The sequence below is a fragment of the Candidatus Rickettsia kedanie genome, from assembly GCF_045865205.1.
In the GTDB taxonomy this organism is placed as follows: Bacteria; Pseudomonadota; Alphaproteobacteria; order Rickettsiales; family Rickettsiaceae; genus Rickettsia; species Rickettsia australis.
The window spans coordinates 25,604-39,055 of record NZ_BAABMM010000027.1 but is presented as its reverse complement, the minus strand read 5'-3'; the positions used below and the strand labels follow the sequence as shown (position 1 = coordinate 39,055).

The following is a 13,452-nucleotide window of genomic DNA, read 5'->3' as shown; positions in this document are numbered from 1 at the left end:
CTCAATGGATACCGTGGTCAAGCCACGGTATGACATAGGCTACAATTTGGTTCTATTCCTCCCTCTATACCACCCATAATATAAAGGAACACCTGCTATAGTAAAAGAACAAGCTATAATTAGAGTTTTAACAGGTGTTTCATAGATAATCCATGCACAAAAGATAATCGATATTAGGGCTATAAGTAAATAATAATAAGAAAAATTTTCTTTTGAACTAAGAATTACCTTTAAGAAAGCTAAGCTACAAATTAAATAAACAAACAAAAATGCTATTACCGAAAAATCTATTATTTGCGTAATCTGCTCGGCAAAATTATCATTTGACGTAAAGACTAATAATGGCACAATGCCAAGGCAGCTTACAATAATTCCGTAAGTTGGGGCGTTATTGCTATTTTTCTTAGCAAAAAATTTCAGCAATAACCCGTCTTCTGCAAGTCCTAGAGCAATCTGTCCGCTAGTCAGCACCCAAGCGTTGAGCGTACCTATACATATAATCGAGGCTATAACTGCAATTACGCTTGCCCATTTACCACCGAACAATAATGCAGCGGCATCGGCATAAGGAGCTTTAGAATTAATAAGTTCAGAAGCAGGGATTAATCCCATTATACCTATACTATTAATAATATATAACACCGCTACGCAAAAAGTGCCAACTATTATGGCTCTTGGAATAGTCTTTGCCGGATCTTTTACCGCTCCTGCCGTGGTAGTTGCACACTCTACCCCAATAAATCCCCAAAAAGTAAGCAGTGCAACTCTTCCCATAATAGTCGTAATACTTAAATTCTCTACTTCCTTAGCAATAACTATATTATCTATATTAAAATGAGATAATGCAGCTAAACCTACTACAAGCAGCGGAACAAATTTTAAGAGAGTTAAATAAAACTCTCCTTTTCCTGCTACTTTAGGACCTTTTAAATTTAAAATTGTAATAGCAGTTAATAATATTATCTGTAATATTAAATCCAAAATCGCTTGTGATTGAAAAAAAGGCGTTAGATAACCTATCGCCGAAATGACAACTATACTTGTACTGACAAACGATATAACCCAATAAGTGAAACCGGTGAAGAAAGCTATTTTATCCCCAAAACTCTCTCGTACATAAACATGAGGACCGCCTGTTTTAGGAAATTTTGCACATAAGGATGAGAATACAAGGGCTATACTCATAGCACCGAATAATGAAAGTACCCAGCCCCAAACGCTATATATACCGAACGGTGCTAAACTTAGCGGTAATATAAAAACGCTAGTACCGATTTGACTGCCGGTTACTAAGGCAAAAACCGCCCAGAAACCTAATTTTTGCGACATAATAATTTGATTTAAAGAAATAGCTTTAAAATAGCTGAAATAATGATTTTTAGCAATAGTTAAAACTACTATAACTATTTTACTCTTGATTGCTAAACAAAAGATTGATAGCTTTTTTAAGCTATCAAAAATAATCTTAGGAGTTAATATGCCAAATCGCACCGCTAAAGTTTATACAGTGAAATCATGAGACACTTTATCACATATTGCTACAAAAAATGGGCTAACAGTTAATCAATTGCTAACTATTCCAAGTAATGAACAATTTAAAGCTAATCCTGATAAGATTTATCCAGGGAATAAAGTAAAGGTAAGCATACAGTAAAATTAGGAGATACTTTATCAAAAATTTCACAAAATTACGGTACTTCTATTCAGAATTTAGTTAAATATAATAGTATAAGCGGTCCTAATCATAGCGAGGAGGTAGGCTGGGAGATTTCATTTTCCGGTGATTTGCATGATTTTTCTTGCAATAAATAGCCTTAGATGTCATCCCTGCGAAAGCAGGAATCCAGTAAGACATTTTGAGGTCTAAAATATTAATAGAATAACATGCAGTGGGATTCGTAATCTACCCTATCATGCAATCCATTAATTTATCCTAATATATCAGGCTGATTACCTAAACAATAATTACCATTGGGATTTTCATAGAATACAACTTCATTATTCTGAAACTTGTCTAAAAATCCGGTTGTATTCGTATCATTAACATATCCATAATGTCCACTAGTATCTTTTCCTCCTACAATATGACTATTTTTAAAATCATATATTTTCATAGAACAACAAAAGTACGAAAACATTTTGCGAATATCTCTTGAAAAGTAGAGGCTGCTCTTAAATCAAAACCTATATTTCCTACATTCTCTGCGATAATAGAGAAAGGGACTCCTTGATTATTAAATTTAAGATTTCCTCCAACAACGGCATTTTTTTTATCAGAATCGCTGAAATTTAAAACATATTCAGCAGATTCTAATCCATCAACTTTAATATTATAAACCAAATATCCATATTCTTGTTCAATCTCTATCCCATTTATTTGATCAAGGTCATGTATTTTATTACCTTGAATTATTTTGATTCCATGCTCATTTTTATTAAATAATATAAACCGCTCTTGATGAAATTTGGATAATATTTAAAAATCCACAATGCCGAATCAGAAGAAAAGTGAGAAAACATCATATTACCTAAATGGATCTGTTTATAATGCTGAAGATCAAGCAGAATGTAAGAGTCATTTGGTTTAATGTCTTGTAGCGATTTTATTATTGCTTCTAGAATAGATTTTTTATCATCTTCTATATCACTATCTCTCATTAGTCTAATTTTAGCCCTTATTTTCTTTTCTTCTTCACTAAACTTAGGAAATAACTGAAGTATTTTTTCTAGTTCTTGTTGTAAGCTTTCAATTTTAGGTGAAGGATAAGAGAATATTTTATTATAAATCCAGTTAAACATATTTTAAATTATATTAAGTGTTATACGTTAAAGGATTTGCCGCAACCCGCTTTTTATGGATGTGCCGTAATTGCTAGAATAGTGATGTTATCTTTGTTTGGTACATAATGCCAAAAAATTCTATAAGCAGCAGGAGTATTATTTTCAGCATAAGCTTCGAATATTTCTTCTCCGTTAGTTTCCTTTAATAGATTTATATTTATAGGTATTTAAGCTAGAATGGCGAGGATTTGCTTGTAAATATGCTAGTGTTTTTTTTACTGATTTTAAACGTTTTTCTAATCCTTTGTTATTTTCAAGTTCTGCCAAATCTTTACTAGCCTGAATAGTGAAAAGAATTTTAAAAGTCCTCATCTAAATATTTGCTGAAATCTTCTATAAATTTAACTTGTCCTTTAGCAGAGTCTTTAATACCGTTATTTAATTGCTTAAAACCTTGTTGTTATTAAATAGCCAACTTTCTTTTAAAGGTATTTCCGTATAAGGGTCTAAAATAATTTGTCCTTTTTTACTATTAACAATAGAAAACTACTTACTCCTTTAATTTACCAAGCGTTATTCTTCCTTTTATACCAGGTTTTAATATACATGCTTGTGCCATATAAATTACTTTCCTTGCATTCTAGAATAGAAGAATAACATATGGTGGGTAATTAATCAAGTGGGATTATCACACACTAAAGGATTTGCCACAGCCGCAACCTGCTTTTTTGTTAGGATTGGTGAAAGTGAATTGGGATTTGAATTTAGTCTCTACATAGTCTATTTCAGAACCTAGAATATACATTAATGCTTTTGGGTCGATTAGTATCCGTACACCCTTTTCTTCAACTACTTCATCGGATTGATTTTTACTATCAGCATATTCAACATAATAAGTCTGACCGGCACAACCGCCTGACTTAACCCGTACCCTAACACCAAAGGTAGGCTTGGCTCGTTTTTCTATTAGCAATTTTACTTGCTTTGCAGCAGAATCGGTTAATGAAATAACATTTTTCATGTTTTAAGAGTCTTTATTTGCTTTCTTTTTTCTGTTTGTAATCGGCAATAGCTGCTTTTATTGCATCTTCAGCAAGTAGTGAGCAATGTAATTTTACCGGCGGGAGCGATAATTCTTGTGCTATCTCAGTATTTTTAATTTCTCCAGCATCATTTATTGATCTTCCTTTAACCCATTCCGTTACTAAAGAACTTGAAGCAATAGCTGAACCGCAGCCGAATGTTTTAAATTTAGCATCTGTAATAATCCCGTCATCATCAACTTCGATTTGTAACTTCATCACGTCACCACAAGCAGGAGCTCCAACTAGTCCCGTTCCGACGTTTTTTTTCTCTTTATCAAGTGACCCGACATTATGAGGATTTTCATAATGATCTATCACTTTTTTGCTATAAGCCATTGTTATTCTCTAAAATTTATTTTCAATTTTGTTATTCCCCATAGTGTTATGTCATTCCCGCGAAAGTGGGAATGACATACGGTTCATGGGACCACGGGATGACATTAATATTCTCAATGTACAGCCCATTTAATCTTTTTCAAATCAATCCCCTCTTGCATCATTTCCCAAAGAGGGCTTAATTCCCTTAATTTATCGATTTTTGAGCATATTAAATTTACTGCGTAATCAATTTCCTGCTCGGTAGTAAATCTACCTATGCCGAACCTAATCGAAGTATGGGCAAGCTCTTCACCTATTCCCATGGAACGTAAAACATATGAAGGCTCTAAAGAGGCAGAAGTACAAGCAGAACCGGAAGAAACCGCTAAATCTTTAATGGCAAGGATAATTGCTTCTCCCTCTACTCCAGCAAAGCTTAGATTTAGATTACCTTTATATCTTGGATCTTTATCACCGTTTAAATAAACTTCTGAAATTCGACTATATATATTATTTAAAAATCTGTCAAATAAGTAATTTACATGCTTAGTATCTTTTTCCATCTCACTATACGCTATTTCAGCAGCCATGCCAAGCCCTACGATTAAAGGAGTAGGTAGCGTACCCGAACGCATACCTCTCTCCTGTCCACCACCGTTTATGAGCGGCGTAACACGCACCCGAGGTTTTTTCCTTACATATAAGGCCCCTATTCCTTTCGGACCATAAATTTTATGCCCTGAGATACTGGCAAGATCAATATTAAACTCGTTAACGTCAATTGGAATTTTACCAAAACCTTGAGCAATATCGGAATGAAAGAAAACACCTCTTTCACGGCAAATTTTCCCGATTTCCTTTAAAGGCTGAACAACACCTATTTCATTATTAACCGCCATAACTGACACTAACACAGTCTGATCGGTAATGGCATTTTTTAGAGTTTCTAAATCGATTATTCCATTTGGTTTAATCGGTAAGTATGTGATTTTTATCCCTTCTTGCTCTAAATGCCTGCAAGCATCAAGTACGCATTTATGTTCACTGACTACGGTAATAATATGATTTTTCTTATTGCCGTAAAATTTTGCTATTCCCTTTATTGCAAGGTTGTTAGACTCAGTTGCACCAGAGGTAAAAATAATTTCTTTAGTATCTGCTCCTATTAACCTTGCTACTCTACTCCTTGCCTCTTCAACGGCGTGTTCTGCTTCCCAGCCAAAAGAATGGCTACGTGAATGAGGATTCCCAAACTTGGTAGTAAAATATGGCAACATTGCCTCCATTACTCTTGGATCTAGTGGCGTTGTTGCCTGATAATCCATATATATAGGCAAGGTTAAATTGTTTAATTGTTGGTTCATATGGTTTATTAAATTAATTTTTTGTATACAAAGCCTAAAGATAGATGAATTGGAAAAGGGCAAGGCGTTTCATATTTTTTGACCGCAGCGTACATACTAGTACGTGAGGATCAAAAATATGAAACAACGACGCCAATTTTTCAAATTAAACGAGTATATTATACACTTCCTCAAAAGCTTTGATAAAAGCCTTTATATCACTTACTGTATTAGCATGGCTCAAAGATACTCTAATAGAGGATTTTGCCTCTTCTTCCCCTACACCCATATTGTTTAATACGTGTGATTTAGATATTTTTCCTGATGAGCAAGCAGAGCCGGAACTTATGCAAATATTACGTAAATCAAACCCGATTAATTTCACTTGTGCATCTGTATTTTGTACAGTAAATAAAGTAGTATTAGGCAATCTTGCGATATTATTACTAACAATATTTACATTAGGATATTTTTTTAATTTTTTCTCTAAATTTTCTTGTAAGCTTTTGATTTTTATATATTTTTCTGAGATATCTTTTGTTATTAACTCAGCTGCCAAACCAAGCCCTGCAATAGCTAAAACATTTTCTGTACCTGATCTTATTCCTTTTTCTTGTCCTCCTCCTATAATCATAGGAGTAACTTGAAAGTTAGAGTTAGAGATTAAAGCACCACCACCCTGCCCCCCTCCTATTTTATGCCCTGAAATTGTTGCAAAATCTAATCCCAACTCTTTGATATTTATAGATATTCTGCCAAAACTTTGTACTAAATCACTATGAAATTTTGCATCATATTTTTTAGCTATTTCACTTATTGTGGTTATATCTTGCAGCACCCCACTCTCGTTATTAGCCATCATTACGGAAACTAGTTTTTTAGCAGCGTTACTTTGAGCTAATAACTCTTCTAGATGTTCTAAATCAACCAAACCTTGATTGTTAACTCTTATAATTTTAATATTTGGAGCATGTTTTACATGGTTATAAATCGATAAATGTTCAATAGCTGAAATAAAAATATCGCCGTCATAAAAATTTTTCATTATTAAATTATTACTTTCAGTTCCCGATGATGTAAAAGTAATGTCATATTCTCTAGATGATAAGGTTATACCAAGAGCTGCAACTAATTGAAAACGTGCTTCTTCTATAACATTCCTAGCAAATACACCTGATCTATGTATTGACGAAGGGTTAAGCTCTTTATCCATCAAACTTATTATATATTCTTTTACCTTGGGATCGATAAAGGTGGTTGCATTATGATCTAGGTATATCATATATTTATATTTAAGTTTAGAGTATCTTTAATGGAAATATTTTCAAAATAATCTCTAATATGTTTACCAAGACCTTTCCATAATTTATGCGAATTACATTTTACTGTATCAGGTACACAAGTTTTAACCGATTTCTTATAGCAGGTAGTCATTATAAAATTTTCGTTAACAGCATCCATAATATCGGAAATTTTTATTTCTTCTAGGTTACCTATTAAAACATATCCACCTTTCGAGCCTCTAATAGCCTTAACTAGATCAGCTTTTTTAAGTTTAGCAAATATCTGCTCTAAATAGTTAAGCGATATATTTTGTTTTACGGAAATTTCATTCAAAGTGACCGGTTCAGCACTTGATTTTGTAGCCATTTCAAGTATTGCCATTACGGCATATCTTCCTTTCGTCGTCAGCATCATATAACCAACCTATTAAAACTTAAAACTGTTTTATATCTACAATACCCAAGTAATTTAGTCAAGTATATAATTATATTATTTAATAAAAATTTAGCTTGTTAATATAAACTATTATAATTATGACTCAAAACATCTATATTTTAGAAAAATTAAAGGTTTTATTATATTTAATTTTTTGTTTTGCATTAACTTCATGTATAATAACTCCTGAATCTCCTCGCTATCATCCAACAGTAATAAGTTTCACGCCGGCAAACGTAGTTATAAATTACTCTTTAAATGATTTACAAGAAACTACAAACCTTGCTCAACAATTTTGTAGCACGATAAACAAAGATGTACAATATACAGGGACACAGTATATAAACATTGCTGAAGCTGGATTTTCTTCAAATGAAATTCAAGCTCGTTATGCTGCCTTTAATTATATAGAGTCAAGTAGAAGTAGAAAAGATGATCAGAATATCATAAATAACTTTAAATGAATTCTTCCTTATATATAATGCGATAGGCTCTTGTTAATTTGCCAAATAGCGACAAATACTAAACAAGTTGTAAACATTTGTAGTAGCTGTAATAATATGCTTAATTCTGGTATTAATATAATAATAACCGGTTGTAATATTATTGGGACTCCGCTTGAAAACATTACTAATCTTATAGCAGTTTGTATTGAAGTTTTAGTAGTAAGTAAATTAGCTAAGCTATATACTAACAAAGATATAATACTTCTCTCTAATAAGAATGTTACAAACCAAAATAATATAATAGCCGGCATACCGAAATAAATAAATAAATTTGGTGCATATAATAAATTATCGGCAAAATATTTTTTTATTATTTCAGGAGTTAAAATTACTTCATTTTGTTTGAATATCTCAGCATAGTTAACAGTACTGAGGAAATGTTGCTTAGTATTGGCTACAATTAAATTTATCTTCAGCTTATTCTCTTCAAGTACAAACGGTATTTTGCTTTTTTCTGTGTTAGAAACTTGATTTTTTGTATCAATGACAACTATTTTATTGTTATTCTTGCTATATAAATATATAGGCTCTACTTCTTCAACTGAAATTTTTGAATTATTATATTTAATTTCCGGTAATTGATTGATAATATATTCAATGTTGTCTGTAACTTTTGATGATTGTATCCCGTTAAAATAATCTTTTAAAGTTATTATGTAATTTAATATAAAAATACAATAAATTATTGATGGGATAAAAGATAAGGTAAATAAATATCTTATTCCGTACCCTTGATAGTTTTTATATACGTCTTTATAAAACTCTATAGAGCTAATTGATAAGCGTAATTGACGGATTAATGCATTTAATCCTCCTAATATAAATGATAATAAATACATGTATAAGTAATTTATTTAAGTTCCTCACTCTCTTCCTTCTTTAATCCGGTTGAGGTTAGCTATTACGTCAGTTCTTGCACAGGCTTTGATTAAATTTTTGGCTATATTAATTATGATTTAAATATTTTTTCTATTTCCATTATATCATTTTGACCAAATTTGGTCAAAGTGTAGAATCAAATTAACTCTATTTTGTATGCCATTATAAAACACTAAAGGATATATGAAAGAAAATTTTTTGTTTTTTATTACTTTTATATGATATTCATAAATATTTAACATATACCTAAATAACCGAAAAGCCATATAATAGTGTGTGACACGAGGTTGTATCAAAGAGTTGTGTCCGCTAGGCAGGACACTATCCATGTCACTAGATGAATCTAATATGAATAAAAGAGCTAACCTGACAATGTGATGCAATACCGTTAAGCATAGGGAAAATCGCGTAAGAGTAATTCCCATGATAAAGATATCTGATCCTTATGCACGATTCTTAGGAGAGTTACAATTGGCGCTTATGACTTTGCATTTATTGGGTATCAGCAGAGATTAACATTAAACAATATTACTATTTTCACCCTTTTCATCCTGCACGTAAAAATCATTTTTTTATTCAATATATCATCATGGTTTGTATATAAAGATTCAATAAATAAAATAGAGTCCTTTAAAGCTAGTTGCACGGCTAAATTATCCATGTCATGTCTTTTTAAAGCTTTAGGACTTACAAGTTCTTTAACCTTATTAAATGTTTTTTGTACATAAGCTCGAAATTTCCAGGAATAAGAATTTGATATATGTATTTCTTGCATTTTTTGGGGATTTATTATTTCGTTTTTACGTTCTTGCGTTTTATTAATAGCTATTTTCTTTAAGCTATCGTCTAAATCTTCCATGCCAATTGCATTGCGAATAATATCGTTTACACTAGTTACTTAATTCCCATGCTTTCTCTCACACCTCGCTTCTACTATACTGCAAGCCAAATTTTTAACTCATCTCTTAAGAGATTTTTTATTATTAAATCTAGACTTTTCGACAATATTTTTATTATAGCCTCTTTCTCATTAATATTATTTTTAAATATTTTAGTTTCAGCAATACAGCAAGCATTTATGATATTTTTTATATTCCAATAACATGTATTACAGTAATCGTATAATAATGGGCTTTCTTGTGCTAAACTTTCAACTTCTCTGGACATTTCTACTTTTGTCTTTTAGTATTTTATTGTGGCTATCTATCTGAATTTCATGGGCATCTAATCTTTTATTTGCCCCGGCATCTAGTAATTTAAAATTACTGGTTTCCAACCTTATTTTCGTATCTTGAATTATTTCGGTTGCAAACTTTAGTTTGTTAGGGCATTTAAATATCTGCTTTTCTTCTTCAAGTTTAAGCTTTTCATTCTTAATAAAGCAATCAAATTGTTCTTTGGATTCTAATTCATTAAATAGCTGCCCTCTTAATTCTTGGCTAATTTCTACTGGATAAATAGTGGCTATTTTCTTTAAATTATCCTCACCAAATTTATATATTAGATGATCACCGAAAATACTTCTGTTTTCTAACAACATTCCGAACTTATCTTTATTATCACCTGCATAAGATAAAAGATAGTTTTCAGTGGCAAGTTTGGTCTTTGCATTTGTAATACTACTTACATTGTTAATATCGCTTGCCGCTATCTTAAAGCCCTATTCCTTTGTTTAAGAATAAAGGGGTATGCGTTTTATATTGCTCTGCTAATGGATCATCTGTTTCCGCAAGTAATTTAGTTGTAAACTCTTCTAAACTTACTATCTCGCTTGCTGAATTATCGGTTTTAAATATTTCATAACTTTCCTCTTCAAATATTATCTTGCCTTCTATTCCTGATTCTTTACTAACCGATACCGTAAAAGTAAAATTATATTTCTTTATACAGCTCAAAATAAACTTACTTTCCGATTCGTTTATAACCCTACCTCTTAATATGCTTTTACATATTTCTTTTAACAATATTCGTGTTTCGCGTATATTCGGTAATTCGTTAAAACTCTTAGTAAACCATTCTATTACTTCAGGATTTTTACCTTTCTCATATTCTTGAGTAAGATGATGGGTTATTTTGTGTCAGACGATTTTGGTGTCAAGGTATAGTTCTTCGTAATGGTCTGTTGTTTTAGTTAAATCAATTATTGTTAATAATTCGTTTATATTCATATAGTTTACACAATCAACTGGTATTTCTTTCACTATTTCAACTAAACTTGTAATTGCCTTATACTTTATGTACTTATCAATTTTAGGCATCCCAGTTAATTCCTTAAATGTTCTACATGGTGGAGCTATACTCATTGCTTTTAATATTTTAATTAAGGTTAAAGCAATTGTAGATTTAATACGTATATAAGTTTTATGGTTTATAAATAATTGTTTCAATGTTTTAAATATTGCTTCTGCTAAATTAGGTTTTGTTTTTATTACCTCAACCAAACCTACAACAACTGCAGATTTCGTATAACTATCAGTGTCAGAACTTGTAATGTATTCTTCCAATGTTGTAGTTGCTTCTTGTATAGGTATTATTCTTATTGCTTTAATTAAAGTTAAAGCCTCTGTAAACTTAGTACTATTATTATTAAACCCTTTAAATAATTCTTTAAATTCTTTTTCTGCTAAATTAGGTAGTACTTTTGCTGCTTCATCTAGAGTATTAGCCAGTAGGTTTTGAGTATTTAATATTTTCCTTTGATTTAGCATTTCCTCGTCTAAATCAGGTATAATGTTAATTATTTAAATCAATATTATATTTACACAGCTATTTAATTCCCAAATATTTAATAACGATAATACTTTATCTAAACTTTCTCGTATTACAATCTCATCTATTGTCTCGTCTAATACTTGTTCTAATTTTTGCAATATTATTTTTTGTAATTGTGTATCTTCAACTCTTAAAGAATTGACCAATTTTTCATAAACTTTAGTTTTACTGACCCATTCATTTCTATTTACTAAGCTTATAATTATTTCTATAACTGTTTTTAATTCTTGAAATAAAATTTCATTGTCATATACATTATCTTTAATATTTCGTAATTTTTCATTTACTGTTTTAATTATCTCTTCCGATAAATAACCGCTCTCTATTATGCGCTGTTCCCAAATTGTAATATCTTGTAGTACAATCTCATCTATCAATTCTTTTATTTGTCTTAAATACGGTATTCTGTTATCAAATTTCCTATTAATTTTGCTTTGAGCTAATCAATACATTAAGAGTATAATCTTTCTTTCAATCCCTAGCTCTAATATACCGTTAACATTGCAGATGGCTGCTTCCCAAAATATTTCTGTTAATTCTTGATTACTATCATTATTTACTATCCCTGCCAAAAACTTCAGAGTCATTAGATATTTTGGGTTGTTTCTATGCTTACCTATCAAACGCGCTGTTTTGCTTTTAGTCTGATGATCTGATAACTGATTTTTTAAATAACATGCAGCTAGATATTCTTGAAATGTTAAATGAATAAATTGATGATTTAGATTTATTATGCTTTAGCCTGTTCCTTCTGCTTTAAGCAACCCAAGCTTATTTTTTTCTATATTAAGAATTGTAAAATCCTTATCATTTAACTTTGCTTTTATTAATTGATGTGTTACTAGCTTGCCTGTAGCTACCAAAGCTTCAAAAGCTATTTCTTGTAACCATTGAAATTCAGGAGTATATAATATTTGTTCATCGGTAATATTTACTATTCTTTTATTTTCAAATTTCTGAAAATATTTTTTCCAAGTCATATTACTACTTCATGATATAACTGACTTATATTAAAATCTTCATCACTGTTTTTTTTGAATTTATCCCTTATATCTTTATTGCTCCAAACCAAACATATTAATGCAGTCTTGATAGGAACTTCACATATTGCTTTTATTGGCTATGAGTATCCTTTTCAAAATTTTTATTTACATATTGCCTCACTATCCCAACCTGTATTTTCTACTATGCGTTCAAACTCGTTGCTTACTTTTTCCATAATTGCGTTAGGTCTTGAACTCATTATTACGTTCTTATACTGAAATACCGAATCCATATAATATCTCGGTAATTACGATTGCTATATGATAAAAACGCCACCTCATCATAATCGTCAAGTAGTAATAATATCCTATCTTTATCTTGTATGTTTTTTATATCCTCAAGTTTTATATCTTTAGAAGCTAGACAATAATGGATAAAACAACTTAGTATATCGTCATCTATGTTAGTACCGTAACGTACTGTCCAATTGCTTAATAATTCCTTTAACTTAACTCTAAAGACATAATCAAATTTATTATTCCATAAATTGCCTTTTCCCCATTTATAAGATAGATAATGCATTAACGTAGTTTTATCTATTCCTGCACTACCGAATAACAATACTTTACCGACATCCGCTTGAATTCTGTTTATTGATTCAGCTATATTTTTTATTTCCGATTCACTTGTATTAGGTAAATTTCCATAAAGTACATCTATCTTATTTTTTTCTGCCTTGAACAACCTAATTATATTATCAATCTCATCATCCTTATTAGGCAGATCTTTACTAAGCAACTCTACTTGTCAGTTAATGATTTTAAAGTAGAAGGCTTCATATTTTTACTTAATGGTAGAAAATATATTTTTATTAGAAAACCTAATTAGATTAAAACAATTATAGGTGTGAGTTTAAGAATTTAATTTATTTAAGCAATTTAAAATTGATTAACCAAAATAATTTATTTTTATTTATTGCAACTAATAATTATCAAGTTGCAATAATTATTATGGGATTAGAGCTAAGTAAAATTTTACGAAGAAAATAATTTTAATTGTAGGTAG

Annotated in this window: 22 protein-coding genes; 1 reads left to right on the top strand and 21 read right to left on the bottom strand. The window is 30.6% G+C overall.

Translation table 11 applies throughout. The features are described 5' to 3' along the window. Positions 1-39: 39 nt before the first annotated feature. The 10 genes from ACKTSD_RS03845 to ACKTSD_RS03800 all read right to left on the bottom strand — a co-directional run bounded on the left by ACKTSD_RS03845 (position 40) and on the right by ACKTSD_RS03800 (position 7,225). Positions 40-1,329, bottom strand: a complete 1,290-nt coding sequence (locus tag ACKTSD_RS03845; RefSeq protein ID WP_412708096.1) for an amino acid permease — start codon at positions 1,327-1,329, stop codon at positions 40-42. Positions 1,330-1,928: 599 nt separating this feature from the next. Next, positions 1,929-2,114, bottom strand: coding sequence for a hypothetical protein (locus ACKTSD_RS03840; RefSeq protein WP_412708084.1), 186 nt, complete (start codon positions 2,112-2,114; stop codon positions 1,929-1,931). Further along, positions 2,111-2,341 carry a hypothetical protein gene (locus ACKTSD_RS03835; RefSeq protein ID WP_412708083.1) on the bottom strand — a complete coding sequence of 77 codons (231 nt, stop codon included), beginning with the start codon at positions 2,339-2,341 and terminating at the stop codon, positions 2,111-2,113. Before ACKTSD_RS03835 ends, ACKTSD_RS03840 begins: the two co-directional genes overlap by 4 nt. 68 nt (positions 2,342-2,409) lie before the next feature. Then, positions 2,410-2,799 (bottom strand): hypothetical protein, encoded by a 390-nt coding sequence (locus ACKTSD_RS03830; RefSeq protein ID WP_412708082.1) that lies wholly within the window; start codon positions 2,797-2,799, stop codon positions 2,410-2,412. Positions 2,800-2,973: 174 nt separating this feature from the next. Continuing rightward, complete coding sequence (locus ACKTSD_RS03825; protein WP_412708098.1) at positions 2,974-3,153, bottom strand: hypothetical protein; 180 nt, start codon at positions 3,151-3,153, stop codon at positions 2,974-2,976. Positions 3,154-3,469: 316 nt separating this feature from the next. Next, positions 3,470-3,802: an iron-sulfur cluster assembly accessory protein gene (locus ACKTSD_RS03820; RefSeq protein WP_412708081.1), complete on the bottom strand. Its 333-nt coding sequence runs from the start codon at positions 3,800-3,802 to the stop codon at positions 3,470-3,472. Positions 3,803-3,815: 13 nt separating this feature from the next. Next, a complete protein-coding gene (gene iscU, locus ACKTSD_RS03815; protein ID WP_412708080.1) occupies positions 3,816-4,202 on the bottom strand; it encodes a Fe-S cluster assembly scaffold IscU in 387 nt (128 codons plus the stop codon). A 113-nt stretch (positions 4,203-4,315) separates the two neighbouring features. Then, positions 4,316-5,548, bottom strand: coding sequence for an IscS subfamily cysteine desulfurase (locus ACKTSD_RS03810; RefSeq protein WP_412708079.1), 1,233 nt, complete (start codon positions 5,546-5,548; stop codon positions 4,316-4,318). A gap of 145 nt (positions 5,549-5,693) precedes the next feature. Then, the gene (locus ACKTSD_RS03805) at positions 5,694-6,809 is read right to left on the bottom strand and encodes a cysteine desulfurase family protein (RefSeq protein WP_412708078.1); all 1,116 of its coding nucleotides are present in this window, start codon (positions 6,807-6,809) and stop codon (positions 5,694-5,696) included. Continuing rightward, positions 6,806-7,225, bottom strand: coding sequence for a Fe-S cluster assembly transcription factor (locus ACKTSD_RS03800; RefSeq protein WP_412708077.1), 420 nt, complete (start codon positions 7,223-7,225; stop codon positions 6,806-6,808). Before ACKTSD_RS03800 ends, ACKTSD_RS03805 begins: the two co-directional genes overlap by 4 nt. A 119-nt stretch (positions 7,226-7,344) precedes the next feature. Between ACKTSD_RS03800 and ACKTSD_RS03795 the strand changes: the two genes are divergently transcribed. Next, a complete protein-coding gene (locus ACKTSD_RS03795; protein ID WP_412708076.1) occupies positions 7,345-7,710 on the top strand; it encodes a hypothetical protein in 366 nt (121 codons plus the stop codon). An 8-nt stretch (positions 7,711-7,718) separates the two neighbouring features. On the opposite strand, the gene ACKTSD_RS03790 is transcribed toward ACKTSD_RS03795, so the two are convergent. The 11 genes from ACKTSD_RS03790 to ACKTSD_RS03740 all read right to left on the bottom strand — a co-directional run bounded on the left by ACKTSD_RS03790 (position 7,719) and on the right by ACKTSD_RS03740 (position 13,185). Beyond that, positions 7,719-8,591 (bottom strand): DUF1189 family protein, encoded by an 873-nt coding sequence (locus ACKTSD_RS03790; RefSeq protein WP_412708075.1) that lies wholly within the window; start codon positions 8,589-8,591, stop codon positions 7,719-7,721. A gap of 144 nt (positions 8,592-8,735) precedes the next feature. Beyond that, positions 8,736-8,897 (bottom strand): Rpn family recombination-promoting nuclease/putative transposase, encoded by a 162-nt coding sequence (locus tag ACKTSD_RS03785; protein ID WP_412708074.1) that lies wholly within the window; start codon positions 8,895-8,897, stop codon positions 8,736-8,738. Positions 8,898-9,133: 236 nt separating this feature from the next. Continuing rightward, complete coding sequence (locus tag ACKTSD_RS03780; protein WP_412708073.1) at positions 9,134-9,490, bottom strand: hypothetical protein; 357 nt, start codon at positions 9,488-9,490, stop codon at positions 9,134-9,136. Positions 9,491-9,564: 74 nt separating this feature from the next. After that, complete coding sequence (locus tag ACKTSD_RS03775; protein ID WP_412708072.1) at positions 9,565-9,798, bottom strand: hypothetical protein; 234 nt, start codon at positions 9,796-9,798, stop codon at positions 9,565-9,567. Then, on the bottom strand, positions 9,782-10,171 hold the full coding sequence (locus ACKTSD_RS03770) for a hypothetical protein (RefSeq protein WP_412708071.1): 390 nt from the start codon (positions 10,169-10,171) through the stop codon (positions 9,782-9,784). Before ACKTSD_RS03770 ends, ACKTSD_RS03775 begins: the two co-directional genes overlap by 17 nt. A gap of 112 nt (positions 10,172-10,283) precedes the next feature. Beyond that, the gene (locus tag ACKTSD_RS03765; protein ID WP_412708070.1) at positions 10,284-10,595 is read right to left on the bottom strand and encodes a hypothetical protein; all 312 of its coding nucleotides are present in this window, start codon (positions 10,593-10,595) and stop codon (positions 10,284-10,286) included. Between the two features lie 114 nt (positions 10,596-10,709). After that, positions 10,710-11,339 carry a hypothetical protein gene (locus ACKTSD_RS03760; protein ID WP_412708069.1) on the bottom strand — a complete coding sequence of 210 codons (630 nt, stop codon included), beginning with the start codon at positions 11,337-11,339 and terminating at the stop codon, positions 10,710-10,712. Positions 11,340-11,372: 33 nt separating this feature from the next. Further along, the gene (locus ACKTSD_RS03755) at positions 11,373-11,780 is read right to left on the bottom strand and encodes a hypothetical protein (RefSeq protein ID WP_412708068.1); all 408 of its coding nucleotides are present in this window, start codon (positions 11,778-11,780) and stop codon (positions 11,373-11,375) included. A gap of 66 nt (positions 11,781-11,846) precedes the next feature. Then, complete coding sequence (locus tag ACKTSD_RS03750) at positions 11,847-11,990, bottom strand: hypothetical protein (RefSeq protein ID WP_412708067.1); 144 nt, start codon at positions 11,988-11,990, stop codon at positions 11,847-11,849. Between the two features lie 150 nt (positions 11,991-12,140). Continuing rightward, entirely contained in the window at positions 12,141-12,383 is a 243-nt protein-coding gene (locus ACKTSD_RS03745; protein ID WP_412708066.1) for a hypothetical protein, read from the bottom strand. Positions 12,384-12,648: 265 nt separating this feature from the next. Next, the gene (locus ACKTSD_RS03740; RefSeq protein ID WP_412708065.1) at positions 12,649-13,185 is read right to left on the bottom strand and encodes an NACHT domain-containing protein; all 537 of its coding nucleotides are present in this window, start codon (positions 13,183-13,185) and stop codon (positions 12,649-12,651) included. Positions 13,186-13,452: the final 267 nt, after the last annotated feature.